Source organism: Achromobacter sp. Root170 (genome assembly GCF_001428165.1).
GTDB lineage: Bacteria > Pseudomonadota > Gammaproteobacteria > Burkholderiales > Burkholderiaceae_B > Achromobacter > Achromobacter mucicolens.
The window spans coordinates 109914-124409 of record NZ_LMHN01000015.1 but is presented as its reverse complement, the minus strand read 5'-3'; the positions used below and the strand labels follow the sequence as shown (position 1 = coordinate 124409).

At 66.7% G+C, this 14496-nt stretch carries 14 protein-coding genes; 8 read left to right on the top strand and 6 right to left on the bottom strand.

Annotation, left to right across the window (positions count from 1 at the left end; all coding sequences use genetic code 11):
- From ASD87_RS14980 to ASD87_RS14970, 3 genes are all read right to left on the bottom strand, one after another.
- Positions 1-987: a tripartite tricarboxylate transporter substrate binding protein gene (locus ASD87_RS14980; RefSeq protein ID WP_082586294.1), complete on the bottom strand. Its 987-nt coding sequence runs from the start codon at positions 985-987 to the stop codon at positions 1-3.
- 137 nt (positions 988-1124) lie between these two features.
- Positions 1125-2153 (bottom strand): threonine/serine dehydratase, encoded by a 1029-nt coding sequence (locus ASD87_RS14975; RefSeq protein WP_174245432.1) that lies wholly within the window; start codon positions 2151-2153, stop codon positions 1125-1127.
- A gap of 35 nt (positions 2154-2188) precedes the next feature.
- Positions 2189-3178 (bottom strand): N-carbamoyl-D-amino-acid hydrolase, encoded by a 990-nt coding sequence (locus ASD87_RS14970; protein ID WP_056323018.1) that lies wholly within the window; start codon positions 3176-3178, stop codon positions 2189-2191.
- A gap of 299 nt (positions 3179-3477) precedes the next feature.
- Here ASD87_RS14970 and ASD87_RS14965 point away from each other — a divergent pair, with 299 nt between their 5' ends.
- Complete coding sequence (locus ASD87_RS14965) at positions 3478-4416, top strand: LysR family transcriptional regulator (protein WP_056323015.1); 939 nt, start codon at positions 3478-3480, stop codon at positions 4414-4416.
- Here the strand turns inward: ASD87_RS14965 and ASD87_RS14960 are convergent.
- Positions 4410-5186 carry a LamB/YcsF family protein gene (locus tag ASD87_RS14960; protein ID WP_056323012.1) on the bottom strand — a complete coding sequence of 259 codons (777 nt, stop codon included), beginning with the start codon at positions 5184-5186 and terminating at the stop codon, positions 4410-4412. The two genes, ASD87_RS14965 and ASD87_RS14960, sit on opposite strands and share 7 nt — an antisense overlap.
- Positions 5187-5329: 143 nt before the next feature.
- Here ASD87_RS14960 and ASD87_RS14955 point away from each other — a divergent pair, with 143 nt between their 5' ends.
- From ASD87_RS14955 to ASD87_RS14925, 7 genes are read left to right on the top strand one after another with little or no spacing between them, the layout of a single operon-like run.
- Positions 5330-6379, top strand: a complete 1050-nt coding sequence (locus ASD87_RS14955; protein WP_056323009.1) for an ABC transporter substrate-binding protein — start codon at positions 5330-5332, stop codon at positions 6377-6379.
- A 52-nt stretch (positions 6380-6431) separates the two neighbouring features.
- Positions 6432-8138: an ABC transporter permease subunit gene (locus ASD87_RS14950; RefSeq protein ID WP_056323007.1), complete on the top strand. Its 1707-nt coding sequence runs from the start codon at positions 6432-6434 to the stop codon at positions 8136-8138.
- A 1-nt stretch (position 8139) separates the two neighbouring features.
- Complete coding sequence (locus ASD87_RS14945; RefSeq protein ID WP_056323004.1) at positions 8140-9171, top strand: ABC transporter ATP-binding protein; 1032 nt, start codon at positions 8140-8142, stop codon at positions 9169-9171.
- A complete protein-coding gene (gene pxpB / locus ASD87_RS14940) occupies positions 9168-9935 on the top strand; it encodes a 5-oxoprolinase subunit PxpB (RefSeq protein ID WP_056323002.1) in 768 nt (255 codons plus the stop codon). Before ASD87_RS14945 ends, pxpB begins: the two co-directional genes overlap by 4 nt.
- Positions 9932-10933 carry a biotin-dependent carboxyltransferase family protein gene (locus tag ASD87_RS14935; RefSeq protein ID WP_056322999.1) on the top strand — a complete coding sequence of 334 codons (1002 nt, stop codon included), beginning with the start codon at positions 9932-9934 and terminating at the stop codon, positions 10931-10933. The genes pxpB and ASD87_RS14935 overlap by 4 nt, the downstream gene beginning before the upstream one ends.
- 5 nt (positions 10934-10938) lie before the next feature.
- Entirely contained in the window at positions 10939-11637 is a 699-nt protein-coding gene (locus tag ASD87_RS14930) for a GntR family transcriptional regulator (protein ID WP_235512710.1), read from the top strand.
- A gap of 18 nt (positions 11638-11655) precedes the next feature.
- Positions 11656-12603, top strand: a complete 948-nt coding sequence (locus tag ASD87_RS14925; RefSeq protein ID WP_056322994.1) for a 2-hydroxyacid dehydrogenase — start codon at positions 11656-11658, stop codon at positions 12601-12603.
- A gap of 110 nt (positions 12604-12713) precedes the next feature.
- Here ASD87_RS14925 and ASD87_RS14920 read toward each other — a convergent pair whose 3' ends face one another.
- Both ASD87_RS14920 and ASD87_RS14915 read right to left on the bottom strand, forming a co-directional pair.
- Positions 12714-13715: a GTP-binding protein gene (locus tag ASD87_RS14920; protein WP_056322990.1), complete on the bottom strand. Its 1002-nt coding sequence runs from the start codon at positions 13713-13715 to the stop codon at positions 12714-12716.
- A gap of 22 nt (positions 13716-13737) precedes the next feature.
- Positions 13738-14466 (bottom strand): isochorismatase family protein, encoded by a 729-nt coding sequence (locus ASD87_RS14915; RefSeq protein WP_056322987.1) that lies wholly within the window; start codon positions 14464-14466, stop codon positions 13738-13740.
- Between the last annotated feature and the right edge of the window lie 30 nt (positions 14467-14496).

Here is a 14496-nt window from a genome sequence, read left to right as displayed (position 1 = left end):
TCAGTCGATCTTGACGTTGGCTTGCTTGATCACCTGCGCCCAGACTGGACGCTCGGCGTGTGCGCGGTCAAACAGCTGCTGGCGCGGGCCGATGTTCGGCACATAGGACAGCGTCTTGAGCTTTTCCTGAACGTCAGGCGACTGCAGCGCCTTATTGATTGCGCCGTTCAGGTAGTCCAGCACCTTGGGGTCGGTGCCGGCGGGCGCGACATAGCCCGTCCAGGCCACGGCGCGATAGCCCTTCAACCCCTGCTCGTCCAGCGTCGCCAGATTGGGCATGGACGGATCGCGCTGCAGGTCGGTCACGGCAAGCGGCACGACCTTGCCCTGGTCCACGAACGCGGCGATGGACGAAATATTGTCGAACACCAGGTCGGCTTCGCCGCGCAGCACGGCCAGGTCCGCCTCAACGCCGCCCTTGTAAGGCACGTGCATGAACTCCACGCCCGCCATCGCGCCGAACATCGCCGCGCTCAGATGGCCCGTCGTGCCGTTGCCGCCCGACGACACCACCAGCTTGCCCGGTTCCTTCTTGGCCAGGGCGATCAGCTCGGCGACGCTTTTGACGTTCAGGCCCGGACGCACGGCCAGCAGGTTCTGCACGGAACCGGTCAGCGCGACCGGCGCCAATTGCTTGTCGGCGTCGTACTGCAGCTTCGCGTACAGGCTTTGGTTGATCGCCAGCGTGGCCACATTGGCAAAGCCGATGGTGTAGCCGTCGGGCGCGGCATTGGCCACCGCCTGCGTGCCGATGATGCCGGATGCGCCGGTGCGGTTCTGCACGACGAAGTTGCCGCCGGTCTGCTTGGCCATTTCGGCGGCCAGCAGGCGCGATACAAGGTCGGGCGTGGTGCCGGTATTGAACGGCACCACGATCGTCACGGGATGCTCGGGATAGGCGGCATGGGCGGCGGACACCGCGGTCAGGCTCATCACTGCGCTCGCGGCCGCGAGCCAGCGCCTGGCGCTGCTTTGGAACGTGGACATGGTTTTCTTCCTTGGACTGTTATAGGTGTAGCCGCGCGGGCTCTGCGTCCCCCGCGGATCTTGCACGGCGCCTGAACGACGCCGGTACTACGCGGCGGGGCTTGCGGCCCCGCCGGCCTGGACGGTCGCGCGAACGCTCAGTCCAGTGCGATCTGACGCAACAGCGGCAGATCGATGTTTCCGCCCGACAGCACGATGACCGCGTCGCGGCCTTCGGCAGACAGCTTTCCCGCCAGCAGCGCGGCCAGCGCCACCGCGCCGCCCGGCTCGACCACCAGGCGCAATTCGTCCAGCGCAAAGCGGATGGCGCTGGCGACTTCGTCATCGCTCACCGACACGGCCGCGCTCAGGCAGCGGCTGTTGATCGCGTAAGGCAGTTCCGCCGGCGTCGCAGCCTGCAACGCATCGCACAAGGTCTTGGCGCCTGCGGGGTTGGTTTCGCGCTTGCCGGAGGCCAGGGACCTCACCGTGTCGTCGAATTCGTGCGGTTCCACCGCGACCATCCGCGCCTGCGGCGCCAGCTCGCGCAGCACCAGCGAGCAGCCCGCCGCCATGCCGCCGCCGCCGCAAGGCGTGGCAAAGAGCCCAAGGTTGGCCCGCGCCGCGGCCGGCAGATCCTGCAACGCCTCCAGGGCCAGCGTGCCCTGTGCAGCCAGCACGTCAGGATGGTCGCCAGGCGGCAGCAGCGTGGCGCCGGTCTCGGCCAGCAGGCGCATCCCGATCTCTTCGCGGCTTTCGCGCGTGCGGTCGTAGCGCACAACCTTGGCGCCGTGGCGCAGCGCCTTCTCGACCTTGTTTTCCGGCGCATCCACCGGCATCACGATGGTGGCCGGCACGCCCAGGCAGCGGCTGGCCCAGGCAACGGCCTGGCCATGATTGCCGGTGGAATAGGCCACCACGCCGCGCTCGCGCTGCGCCGGGCCCATGTTCAGCAGAGCGTTGAATGCGCCACGAGCCTTGAAGGAGCCCGTCACCTGCAGGTTTTCCAGCTTCAGCCAGATGGGCGCCTGCGCCCGTTCGTCCAGGGCCGGCGAGCGCAACAGCATGGTGCGCCGCACGTAGGGCGCCAGGCGCTCGGCGGCGGCGGTCACGTCGGCGTATTGCGGCACGCGCAGGGTGCCGAGCATTTCGTGTTCGATGGTCGGAGGCAGAAGCATCGCGGTCATGAGGCTATCCAGCAAGGTAGGGAAATTCGGACGGGTTAAGCCGAAGGCGTCCAGACGGCGGGCGCGACGCTGCCGGTCTGCTCGACCAGGCGGCCGTAGGCCTCGGGACGGCGATGCTTGGCGAAATTGAAGACGGTGCTGCGGCCCAATTCGCACAGGTCCAGGTCGCAATCGGCGACGATCAGCTCGTCGTCCCAGGTCGCGGCCATGGCGATGATTTCGCCCTGGGGGTTGACGATGATGGAATGGCCCAACAGTTCATGGCCGTCCTCAGTGCCGGCCTTGGCAACGGCCGCGGCAAAGGTGGCGTTCTGGTAGCAGCCCGCCTGGATGGACAAGTGCGAGTGCAACACGCGCAGGTGATGCGCCTCGAAGCCGCGGTTATCCTGGTTGCGGCTGGGCGTGTTGTAGCCCAGCATGACGAGTTCGACTTGCTGCAGGCCCAGCACGCGCCAGGCCTCGGGCCAGCGCCGGTCGTTGCAGATGAGCATGCCCAGGTTCGCGTCCACGCCGGGCGCAACGGGCGCGCGCACCACCGGGAATCCCAGGTTGCCCACTTCGAAGTAGCGCTTCTCCAGATGCTGGACCTGGCGATGCTCGGCGAACTCGGCGTGCCCCGGCAGATGAACCTTGCGGTACTTCAGCACGATCTCGCCGTTGGGCGCGATGACAACCGACGTATTGAACCGGCGCTTGCGCACGATGCCCCGTTCGTCCGGTTCCCAGGCCAGTTCCGCGTATCCCAGGTACACCATCAGGCCGTAGCGCTTGATGGCGTCGAACAGCGGCTGCGTGGCGGGCGACGGCAGGCTGGGCTCAAACCAGGCATCCGCCTCGTCAAGGTCCTCGCAGTACCAGCGCGGAAAGAAGGTCGTCAGCGCAAGTTCCGGAAACACCACGACCTGGGCGCCGCGTTGATGCGCGCGCTCCATCAGCCGGACCATGCGGCCGATCGCCACGTCGCGCCCTTCGGAACGTTGAATCGGACCCAATTGGGCGGCAGCGACGGTGACGATGCGGGACATGTGGTAATCCTGGGTTGTGTGAGCGATATCCGACGCCAGCATGACGTGCGCGCCCGGCCGCGGGAAGACCGTCCGCCAGGCGGGACGCGGATCGCGGCGAGCCGTAAAACGGGCCCGCAACCCTTGAAAACAAAGGGTTTGCCGCCGCCGGACAAGGCTCCAGCCGGCCGCGGGACTGTGCATTTAGTAATGGGCTGCGCGCAAAACGTCATGGCACCCGTGTGGCGCGCACGCCGCGCCGGCCTGCAGGCCATAAAATGGCTGGCGCTGACATCCCTTCCACTTACGCCCCCTTCCCTATGGCCGGCCCCCTTCCCTCGGCGCCCGGAGCGCTGACGCTTCGCCAGATCGAGGTCTTCCACGCCGTGATGCTGACCGGCTCGCTCAGCGAGGCGGGCCGCATGCTGTCCGTCACGCAGCCCGCCGTGAGCCGCGTGCTGGCCTCGGCCGAGAACCGGCTGCGCTATCGGCTGTTCGAACGCGTCAAGGGGCGGCTGCACCCCACCCCGGAGGCCCGGCGCCTGTTTGTCGAGGCCGAAGAGATCTTCGGCCGCGTCAACCGGTTCAATGCCCTGGCGGGCGCGCTGGGCGCAGGCTCGGCAGGCACGGTCAGTCTGGTGTCCAGCCCCAGCTTCAGCGAATGGCTCATCCCGCACGCCATCCAGAAGTTCCGCGAGCGGCATCCCGACACGCCCATCCGCTACCGGCCGCTGGCCTTTGACGCGCTGCTGCCGCATCTGTTGCTGGGACAGGCCGATTTCGGCATCGCGTCGATGCCGCCACCGGTCAATGCCAATATCGTCAGCGAAGAGATCGGCCAGGGCTGGCTGGGCTGCGCGGTGCCGCGCGGCCATCCGCTGGCGGTGCGCAGGCGCGTTCGCGCCGAAGACCTGCAAGGTCATCTGCTGATCGGCTATGGCGCCGACACGCCCTTCGGGCGGCTTGCCAGCCGCTTTCTGAACTCCGGCCCCGCGCCGGTGCAGCCGCAGATCGAAATCCGCTCGACGCCCGAGGCGCTGGCGCTCGTGCGCCAAGGCGTGGGCGTGGCGCTGATCGAATCGTTCGGCTATCACCCCAGCTTCGGCAAGGACTTCGTGCTGCTTCCCACCGAACCCGCCCTGAGCCACGCCATCCATCTGCTGCATTCGGCCAGCAGCCCGCTATCGAGCACCGCCAAGCGCTTTGCGACCGTGCTGAAGACGTTGATCCGGCAGGCGCAAAAAGACGCGCCCTACTGAAAATCCATCTGCGAGATCGGCCGCAGGCGCACGCCCTCTTCCTGCAGCGCCTGACGCACAGCCCGCGCGATGTCGACGCCCTGCGGATTGTCGCCATGCACGCAGATCGTGTGCACCGGCATGGCGACCACCTTGCCGCCCACCGTGCGGATCGCCTGCTCGCGCACCATGCGCACCGCCTGCGCGGCGGCCGCGGCCGGATCGTGAATCACCGCCCCGGGCTCGCTGCGCGGCAGCGTCAGGCCATTGTCGCCATAGAGCCTGTCGGCAAACACCTCGCAGGCCACGCGGATGCCGGCCCGGCGCGCGGCGCGCTCGGTCTCGTTGTGCGGCGTGCAGACCAGCACCAACTCCGGATCGAGCGTGCGCATGGCCCAGGTCAGCGCCTCTGACAGCGCCCGGTCTTCGAAGGCCAGCGTGGCCAGCGCGCCGTGCACCTTCACATGCGTCACGCGATGGCCCGCGGCGCGGGCCATGCCCTGCATCGCGGCGATCTGGTACGCGAGCATGTCGCCGATGGCCTGAGGGCTGTCGCCGACGATCTTGCGCCGGCCGAATCCCCACAGGTCGTTGAACCCCGGATGGGCGCCCACATCGATGCCCCGCTTTAGCGCGGATGCCGCAGTTTGGTGCATGACCGATGCATCACCACCGTGAAAACCGCAAGCCACGTTGGCCGACGTGATGAGGTCCAGCATGGCCTCGTCCGCACCAATCTTGTAGTGGCCAAAGCTCTCTCCCAGGTCGGAATTGAGGTCTACGTCGCGCATCTGAAGGACTCCGAAAAAAGCGAATTTCAATGTTTGGCATACCGTTGGCATGCAATTTGCATGCCAAGGACTTGCTGAGGCGATATGCCCAGGATCGGGGCAGGTCTGCCCACCGCGTTTTTTTAATGAACGGAGTCCAAGCAATGAATTTCAAATGGAAGAACGCCACATGCGCCGTGGCCGCAGCATTGGCGATGGCGACTGGCGTGGCGCAAGCGGCAGAACTCAATTTCGCCAGCTGGGGCGGCAACTACCAGGGCGCGATCCGCGACGCCTGGCTCAAGCCCTTCTCCAAGGAAACCGGCATTACCGTCCACGAAGACACCGATCCGCAGGTCGCCAAGATCCGCGCCATGATCGACACCAAGTCGGTCACATGGGATGTGGTTACCGAGAACAGCGCCCGCCTGACGCGCGGCATCAAGCTGGGCGTCTTCGAGAAGATCACGCCGGAGATGGTCAACCAGGACCACGTAATCCCCAGTGCCCGCAACGACTATGGCGTGCCGTCGGAAATCTTCTCGACCAACATCGGCTTCTCGACCCAGGCCTTCCCCGCCGGCAAGCCGCAACCCAGCACCTTCGCCGACTTCTGGGACGTGAAGAAATTCCCCGGCAAGCGGACCCTGCAGGACGATCCCGCCACGGTGATCGAGGCGGCGCTCATCGCCGACGGCGTCCCGCCCGCCGATGTGTACAAGGTGCTGGCCACGCCCGAGGGCCTTGACCGCGCGTTCAAGAAGATCGAAGAGATCAAGCCCCACGTCGCCCGCTGGTGGAAGAGCGGCGCCGAACCCGTCAACGCGCTGGGAACCGGCGAAGTCGTGATGGCGCTGGGCTGGAACGGCCGCTTCCAGGCCGGCATCGACTCGGGCCTGCCCATCGCCATGGGCTGGGGCGACAGCATCGCCCAGGTCGGCTACTTCGCCATCGTGAAGGGCTCGCCCAACCGCGACGCGGCGATCAAGCTGCTGAACTACATGATCCAGCCCAAGCACCAGGCCGAATTCAGCAAGTACATCGCCTACGGTCCGACCACCGAGCAGGCCCTGCCCCTGATCGACGCCAAGCGGCTTGAGCGCCTGCCTTCGACCACCGAGCGCCTGAAGAAAAGCATCTTCCTGAACTCGGAGTTCTGGGATACCCACGGCCCCGCCATCACCGAGCGCTACAACCAGGTCCGCGCCCGCTGATCCTTCTGCTTCCTTACTCAGACGCCGGCGCGTGCGCCGGCGCCCCAATGCCATGACCACGAGCACCGACGCCCTTCCCCTGCCCGTCGCCAGCGTGCGCCCGGCCGCCGCTTCCCGGCGCGGCCGCGTCGCGGCCCTTGCTGCATTGCCGCTGCTGCTGTTTCTCCTGCTGTTTTTCGCCGGCCCGATTGCGGGTTTGCTGGGCAACGGCTTCAAGGGCGAGGACGGCAGCCTGACGCTGGACCATTACCGCCACCTGCTGGACACGCCAATCTACCGGATCGTGCTGGTCAACACGTTCACCATTGCCGCAGCCGTCACGGTGGCCTGCGTGGTGTTGAGCTATCCGCTCGCCTACCTGATGGCGACCGTATCGCCGACCGTGGCGCGCGTGGTGTTCTTCGCGGTGCTCCTTCCCTTCTGGTCCAGCGCGCTGGTCCGCACATCGGCCTGGATCGCGCTGCTGGGCAAGAACGGGCCGTTGAACACCTTGCTGACGACCGTGGGCATCCTCGACCAGCCCATGGCGTTTCTCTACAACTTTACCGGCGTGATGGTGGGCATGACGCACGTGCTGATGCCCTTCGTGGTGCTGCCGCTGTATGCGTCGTTCCGGTCCCTGGACGGCAGCCTGGTGCAGGCCGCGCAAGGCCTGGGCGCGGGATCTGCGGGCATTTTCAGCCGGGTCATCCTGCCGCTCACCAGTCCGGGCGCGGTCGCCGGCGGCATCATTGTCTTCATGAACGCGGTGGGCTACTACATCACCCCGTCGCTGATGGGCGGTCCCGCCCAGCGCATGGCCGCCGAACTCATTTCGCACAACATCACCGAAGAGCTGAACTGGGGATTGGCCTCGGCGCTGGCAGGCGTGCTGCTGGCCACCGTGCTGCTGTCGCTGTGGCTGTTCAACCGGCTGTTCGGCCTGAACAGCCTGATCAGCGCCAGTTCCGGCAAAGGCAGCAACACCAGCGGGTATCGCCGCACGCCGGGCGGCCGGATGTCGGCCCTCCTGGGCGTGGCGTGCGCGGTGTTCCTGCTGCTGCCCATCGTCGTCGTCATTCCGATGAGCTTCGGCACCACCGACTTCCCCATCTTCCCGCCGCCCAGCTACGGGCTGCGCTGGTACGAGAACTTCTTCACCGACGGCAAATGGCTGGCCGCGCTGGCCTCCAGTACGCGGATCGCCGTCGTGGTGACGCTGCTGGCCACGGTCCTGGGCACCGCCGCCGCGCTGGGCGTCAGCCGGCTGGCAAAGCGCCACCAAGGCTGGCTGGATGCCTTCTTCATCGTCCCGATGTCGGTGCCGGCCATCGTCACGGCGGTCGCGCTGTACTACCTGTTCGCGCCCATCGGCTGGGTCGCCAATTCCATGGCGGTCATTCTGGGCCACACCGTGCTTGCCGCGCCCTACGTCTACATCACCATGCGGGCGGCGCTGCGCAGCCTGGACCCCAGCCTGGAATTGGCCGCGCTGAGCATGGGCGCTTCCTGGCCGACGATGTTCCGGCTGGTCATGCTACCGGCCCTGATCCCCAGCCTGATCGGCGGCGCCGTCTTTGCCTTCGTCAGCTCGTTCGACGACGTGGTCATGGCGCTGTTCCTGACCACCATCCGCAACCGCACCTTGCCCAAGCTGATGTTCGAGGGCCTGGCCAACGACTTCGATCCCACCGTGATCTCCGCCTCCTGCCTGCTGGTCGGGGCGACGGCGCTGATCCTGCTTGCAAACCTGCTGATCAGCAGGAAGAAGGAACACTGACATGCATATCGCCAACGACATCCTCCCGCAACGCCCGCCGGAACGCCAGGGCAAGGAGCTGACGCTTGCCGGCATCCACAAGCGCTACGGCGATTCGATTGCGCTGCCCGACGTCGACCTGACCGTGGCGCGCGGCGAGTTCTGCACGCTGCTGGGCGCGTCCGGCTCCGGCAAGACCACGCTGCTCAAGATCATCGCCGGCTTCGAATCGCCGGACGCCGGCGTGGTGAAGATCGGCGGGCGCGACGTCACGCATACGCCGATCGCGGACCGCAACATCGGCATGGTGTTCCAGAACTACGCCCTGTTTCCGCACATGAGCGTGTTCGAGAACGTCGCGTTCGCGCTGCGCATGCGGCGCCTGAACGAAGAGGACATCCGCCGCCGCGTATTTGACGCGCTGGACCTGGTGAGCCTGGCGCCGCTGAAGGACCGCAAGCCCGGCGCGCTGTCCGGCGGCCAGCAGCAGCGCGTCGCGCTGGCGCGCGCCCTGGTGTTCACGCCCGACATCCTGCTGATGGACGAGCCGCTGGGCGCGCTGGACAAGAATCTGCGGCAATCCATTCAGCTGCAGCTGCGCCGGCTGCACCAGGAACTGGGGCTGACCGTGGTCTTCGTCACGCATGACCAGGAAGAGGCCATGAACCTGTCGGACCGCATCGTCATCCTGGAACAGGGCCGCATCGTCGAGGCCGGCTCGCCGGAAAGCCTGTACCGCAAGCCCGCCAGCGCTTTTGTCGCCGGCTTCCTGGGCGAATGCAATTTCCTGCCCGCCAACGACGGCGTGCTGGGCGTGCGCCCCGAGCACCTGCGCCTGGGCAGCCGCCTGGCCGGCGCCGATCAGCGCCACCCGGGCAAGATCGTGGCGTCGACGTTCTGCGGCGTGCACTGGAAAGTCTTCATCGAAGCCTTCGACAAGGTGATCCTGGCCTACGCGCCGCTGGATGTTGACTCAGCCCAGCGCACGCCCGGACAGGCGGTCACGTGGGGCTTTCATCCGGACGACGCCATGGAATTCGCCAACGCAGCATGACGACCGACGCGCCAACTTCTTGCGGGACTGCCGCGCCGCGCATCGTGGCGGCGGGCGATCGCACGCTGCTGGTCGAGTTTCCCGACCGCATCGACGCCGAGACCAATGCGCGCGTGCTCGCGCTGTCAAAGGCGTTGCGGGGCAGCCTGCGCAAGGTCCGCGGACTCCTGAGCGTGGTGCCGGCATACCGTTCGCTCGCGGTGAACTTCGATCCGCTACTGATCGGGCACGACGCCATTGGCGAGCTGATCGGCCGCAGCCTGCAAGCCAGCCCCTTCGCGCCTGTCCCCGCACCGCGCCGCTGGGAAGTCCCGGTCTGCTATGGCGGCGCCCACGGCATGGATCTGCAGGCGCTGGCGGATCAGCATCGGCTTGATCCCGCGCGGGTCATCGCCCGGCACACCGCGCCCGTCTACCGGATCTACATGGTGGGATTCCTGCCGGGCTTCGCGTATCTGGGCGGCCTGGATCCTGCGCTGCACACACCCCGCCGCGCCATGCCACGCGCGCACACGCCCGCCGGCAGCATCAACATCGGCGGCCAGCAGACGGCCATCGCCTCGGTGTCCGGACCCAGCGGCTGGCACCTGATCGGCCGCACGCCGTGGCGCAGCTTCGATCTGCGCCACGAGAATCCATTTCTGTTCGAGGCCGGCGACGAGATCGTGTTCACCCCCATCGATGAAGACGAGTTCGAACGCCTTGCCGCCTTGCAGGACGACCCCGCCCGCCGGCCGCGACCGCTGCCAGGAGACGGCCCATGAGCGCGCGCCTTCGCGTCGAAAAGGCCGGCTTGCTGACCACGGTGCAGGACCTGGGCCGCCCGGGCTATGAACACATGGGCGTGCCGCCGTCGGGCGCCATGGATCCCGGCGCGCTGCGCATCGCCAATGGACTGGTCGGCAACGCACCCGGCCTGGCCGCACTGGAATTCACCCTGCTGGGCGGCGCGTTGCAGGTGCTGGATGCGGATTGCACCGTCGCCTTCGCCGGCGACGCCTTGCTGCACGCCAGCGCCACGGCCGCCTCGCCCGCCCGGTCACTGAGTCCGTGGCAATCCCACCGTGTACCGGCGGGCGCCACCTTGACGATCGGGCCGCTGGAGCGCGGCGTACGCGGATATCTGGCCGTCGGTGGCGGCATCGCCGTGACGCCCGTGCTGGGCAGCGCGTCCACCCTGACGCGTGCCGGGCTGGGCGGCCTGGACGGCCGTGCGCTGGCGCGCGGCTACGTGCTTGCCACCGGCGACGCCCGGCGCCGTTCGCCGCGCCGCTGGCTGGCCGCCCGCGACACCGGCTGGTTCTATCGGGATGCGCCCATCGGTGTCGTCCTCGGTCCCCAGCAGGATCACTTCGCGCCCGCCGAGATCGACCGCTTTCTCGGCGCCACGTATCGCCTGGCGCCGCAGTCCGACCGCATGGGCCTGCGTCTGGATGGGCCGGCCATTGCGCACGCCCGGGGCGCCGACATCATCACCGATCCCATCGCCGCGGGCAGCATCCAGATCCCGGGCGCGGGACAACCCCTCATTGCCATGAACGACCGCCAGACCACCGGCGGCTACCCCAAGATCGCCACCGTCATCTCGGCCGACCTGCCTCGTCTTGCCCAGATCCGCCCGGGCCAGCCGCTACGGTTCGAAGCCCTGGACCTGGCGCAGGCCGTGCAGCGCTGGCGCGATTACACGGAATGGGTCCACGCCCGCGAAGACGACCTGCGCGCAGACCCGAACTTTCCCATCTTCCCCTTACTGTTTCCATGATTCCTATGTCCATCATTCATGCCATGGAAAGCCCCTTGCTCAACGCCACGGCCGCCGCCCCGGTCGCCGACGACGCGCGCGACCTGGTCGACGAGGCCTACTCGACCATGCTGGACATGATCCAGCTGGGCCAGTTGCCCATCAACCAACCGCTGCAGGAACGCAACCTGGCCAGCGCGCTGGGCGTGTCGCGCACCCCGCTGCGCGAGGCGATGAGCCGCCTGATCGGTGCCGGATTCGCCATGCGCACGGCGCGCGGGCAGCTCATCGTGCCCGAACCTTCGTTGCGGCAATACCTGGAGATCTTCCAGATGCGCGTGCTGCTGGAAGGCGACGCCGCCGCGGCCGCCGCCACCCGCATGGCGCCGGAGGAGGCCGCAGCCCTCCTGGAGCAAGTCAGCGAGATCCGGCGCCGCAACGAAACCACCCACGAGGAGAACCATCGGGTCGACAACCTGCTGCACGACAGCATCGCGCAGGCCAGCGGCAACCGGCTGATGGCACAGACCATCCACGACCTGCGCATCAAGGCCCGCTGCTTCGACCAGAACGGCGCGCCCGAACGGCTGATTCCGGGCTGCGACGAGCACATGGCCGTCCTGCAGGCCATCCTGGATCGCAACCCCGACGCCGCGCGCGCCGCGATGCAGGCGCACCTCTGCAACGTGCGCGTTGGCTTGGTCGCCCGCCACACCCAGATTTAACTGCCTCCCTTTATCCGCATGTCATTCCCCACCCCGAAGCCTCTGCTCATCATCATGAACCCGGTCACGCAGGCCGACCGGGACCAGATCGCCCGTCACTTCGAAGTCGTCTTCGCCCCGACGCCGGAGCGGTATGCGCAAGCCGTCGCCGAGCACGCGCCGCGCGTCGAAGTGGTCATGACCATCGGCGCGATTGGCCTGACTGCAGGCCAGATCGACGCGCTGCCCAACCTGAAGCTGATCTACTCGATGGGAGCCGGCTACGAAAAGATCGACCTGGATTACGCCAGGCGGCGCGGCGTCAAGGTCGCCAACGGCGCGGGCACCAACGACAGCTGCGTCGCCGACCACGCCATGGGCCTGATGATCGCCGTCATCCGCGGCATTCCCCGCCTGGACCAGCTCACGCGGCAAGGCGTCTGGCGCACGCAGCTGCCCCTGCCGCCCAACGTCTCTGGAAAAAAGCTGGGCATCATCGGCCTGGGCGGTATCGGCGAAAAAGTGGCGCTGCGCGCGCAGGCGTTCGAGATGCAGATCGGTTACCACAACCGCCGCCCGCGCCCGGGGTCGCCGCACCGCTACTTTCCTTCCGTAGGCGAACTGGCCGGGTGGTCCGACGTGCTGCTCGTCGCCATCCCAGGTGGCGATTCAACCCACCATCTGATCGATGGCGCCATCCTGGACCAGCTCGGCCCCAACGGCTACCTGATCAACATCGCGCGCGGCAGTGTCGTGGACACCGTTGCCTTGGAACGCGCCCTGCGCCAGCGGACCATCGCCGGCGCGGCACTGGACGTTTATGAGGGCGAACCCGAGTTGCCTGCGGCTTTGGCCGACTTGACCAACTTGGTGCTCACCCCTCACATTGCCGGCTGGTCGCCTGAGGCCATGCAATTGATGGTGGATAAATTCCTGGAAAATACGCGCCGGGTGTATGCGGGCGAGCCGCTGTTGACGCCGCTTTGAGGCGGGATTGTCATTCAGCCAGGGCCGAAATGCCCTGCTTGCCTGGCGCTGCTGCCAGCCGAACCCGTGCCTGGTATCAGACACGCATCCGGGGAAGCGCTTCCCGGACCTCACATGCCTAGCGGCTGCATTGCTTGCTCAACTTCATCTGCGGAAAGGTCTTGCACGATCACGACCATGGCGCCCGTCGCCCGTGCAGCGCCTTCCGGCTCGGCAATCGGCTCGGGCGTGGCGAATACGAGCCGCACGCCATGCGCGGCGCGCAGACTGCCGTCGTCCCAACGCAGCACGCCCTTGGCCCTTAACAGGCGCTCTCCGACATGGCGTTGCATGTGCCGGGTCCAGTTCGCATAGGCTTCCCAGGTTACGGGCGTATGCTGCCGGAATGCATAGGACACAATGCCGTAGCGCAACACATGTGCCACCGGCTTGAAGGCGGCTGGCGCTGCCTCCTTTAACACAGCCGCGTCCAGATGTTCTGGACGCAGGCCGTCAAACAGCGCGGGCGCGTCCTCGTCCACCGTGCCAGGCGACACAGCGCGGATTGGCGCATTGGCGTTGTATCCCCTTAGCGCTGCCTTTACCGCCTGAATCGCGCCATCCCCGGCCAGATCCACCTTGGTCAGCGCAATGCGGTCGGCGATGGCGACCTGGGTGCTGGCTTCGCGATAGGCGTCCAGCGTCGCCATCCCGTGCAGCGCATCCGCCGTCGCCACAACGCCGCCGAACCGGTAATGGCGGGCGATCAGGGGGTCGGCAGATAGCGTGTTGATGACCGGACACGGGTCGGCCAGCCCTGAGGTCTCTACCACCACCCGCTCAAATTGCGGAATTTCACCGCGCTGGCGACGGTAGTACAGCGACTCAAGCGTGTCTTGCAGCGAGCTTGTCGCCGCGCAGCAGAGGCAGCCGGAATCCAGCAGCACGACATCGGTGTCATCCGCCTTGCCGACCAGCATATGATCCAGGCCGATCTCGCCGAACTCGTTGATGACCACCGCCGTATCGGCAAAGCGCGGGCTGCGCACCAGACGCGACAACAGTGTGGTCTTGCCGCTTCCCAGGAAGCCGGTCAATAGGTAGACGGGAATCGGTCCGGCATTGCTGGCCATGGCGTCGGCATCCTTCTCCGGATCATTCACGGGCCGCGTCGGCGGGCGCGGGCAGGCCGCGCAGATAGTCCTGCACCTCGCGAGAGGGAATCACGTCCGCATACTTGCAATTCAGATCGAACAAGCTCATGGCGTGGCTGGCCTGGAAGCGGTCGAACGCCGCCTCTTCGGGAATGATTACCTTGAAATTGTAGGAGTAGGCGTCAACCGTGGTGGCGCGCAGGCATCCTGACGACGTGCATCCCACCAGGATCAGCGTGTCCACGTCAAGAAAATTCAGGTGGCTCATGAAGATCGTGCCGAAGAAGCAGGATGGCTTCTGCTTGGTGATGCGAATGTCTTGCGGACGCGGCGCCAGCGGCTCCACGGTTTGCGTCGCATGGGTGTTTGCCAGCACGGTCTTTTCACCGCCGCGGTGGTTCTTGCCTACCTGCACGCCACTATCCAACAGGTCGGCGCGCCGGCCGCTTTCGGTATAGAAGACGGGGATATTCTTGTCGCGCGCCAGTTCCAGCAACGGGACAATATGCGCGACCGCGTCCCAGGCCTCGCGGCCGCAATGGGTGCGATATTGCTTCAGGCCTTCCAGGATGTCTTGAGGCGTGTCGCCGCAAAAGTTGTATTGCACGTCGATGATGAACAGCGCGGGGCGCTTGCCGAAGCCGCCACGCTTGCCGTAGCCGGCCTGAGCCAGCACTTGCTTGTCGCGTTCGGTAAGGAAGTCGTCCCAGATTCGCTTGGTGTCGCTCATAATGATTTCCGTCAGAAGGGAGATGGATTC

What these genes read in the sequence shown, in the direction of transcription:
- ASD87_RS14980 (WP_082586294.1), bottom strand. Translation starts at nt 987, where the DNA reads ATGTCCACGTTCCAAAGCAGCGCCAGGCGCTGGCTCGCGGCCGCGAGC.
- ASD87_RS14975 (WP_174245432.1), bottom strand. Translation starts at nt 2,153, where the DNA reads ATGACCGCGATGCTTCTGCCTCCGACCATCGAACACGAAATGCTCGGC.
- ASD87_RS14970 (WP_056323018.1), bottom strand. Translation starts at nt 3,178, where the DNA reads ATGTCCCGCATCGTCACCGTCGCTGCCGCCCAATTGGGTCCGATTCAA.
- ASD87_RS14965 (WP_056323015.1), top strand. Translation starts at nt 3,478, where the DNA reads ATGGCCGGCCCCCTTCCCTCGGCGCCCGGAGCGCTGACGCTTCGCCAG.
- ASD87_RS14960 (WP_056323012.1), bottom strand. Translation starts at nt 5,186, where the DNA reads ATGCGCGACGTAGACCTCAATTCCGACCTGGGAGAGAGCTTTGGCCAC.
- ASD87_RS14955 (WP_056323009.1), top strand. Translation starts at nt 5,330, where the DNA reads ATGAATTTCAAATGGAAGAACGCCACATGCGCCGTGGCCGCAGCATTG.
- ASD87_RS14950 (WP_056323007.1), top strand. Translation starts at nt 6,432, where the DNA reads ATGACCACGAGCACCGACGCCCTTCCCCTGCCCGTCGCCAGCGTGCGC.
- ASD87_RS14945 (WP_056323004.1), top strand. Translation starts at nt 8,140, where the DNA reads ATGCATATCGCCAACGACATCCTCCCGCAACGCCCGCCGGAACGCCAG.
- pxpB (WP_056323002.1), top strand. Translation starts at nt 9,168, where the DNA reads ATGACGACCGACGCGCCAACTTCTTGCGGGACTGCCGCGCCGCGCATC.
- ASD87_RS14935 (WP_056322999.1), top strand. Translation starts at nt 9,932, where the DNA reads ATGAGCGCGCGCCTTCGCGTCGAAAAGGCCGGCTTGCTGACCACGGTG.
- ASD87_RS14930 (WP_235512710.1), top strand. Translation starts at nt 10,939, where the DNA reads ATGTCCATCATTCATGCCATGGAAAGCCCCTTGCTCAACGCCACGGCC.
- ASD87_RS14925 (WP_056322994.1), top strand. Translation starts at nt 11,656, where the DNA reads ATGTCATTCCCCACCCCGAAGCCTCTGCTCATCATCATGAACCCGGTC.
- ASD87_RS14920 (WP_056322990.1), bottom strand. Translation starts at nt 13,715, where the DNA reads ATGGCCAGCAATGCCGGACCGATTCCCGTCTACCTATTGACCGGCTTC.
- ASD87_RS14915 (WP_056322987.1), bottom strand. Translation starts at nt 14,466, where the DNA reads ATGAGCGACACCAAGCGAATCTGGGACGACTTCCTTACCGAACGCGAC.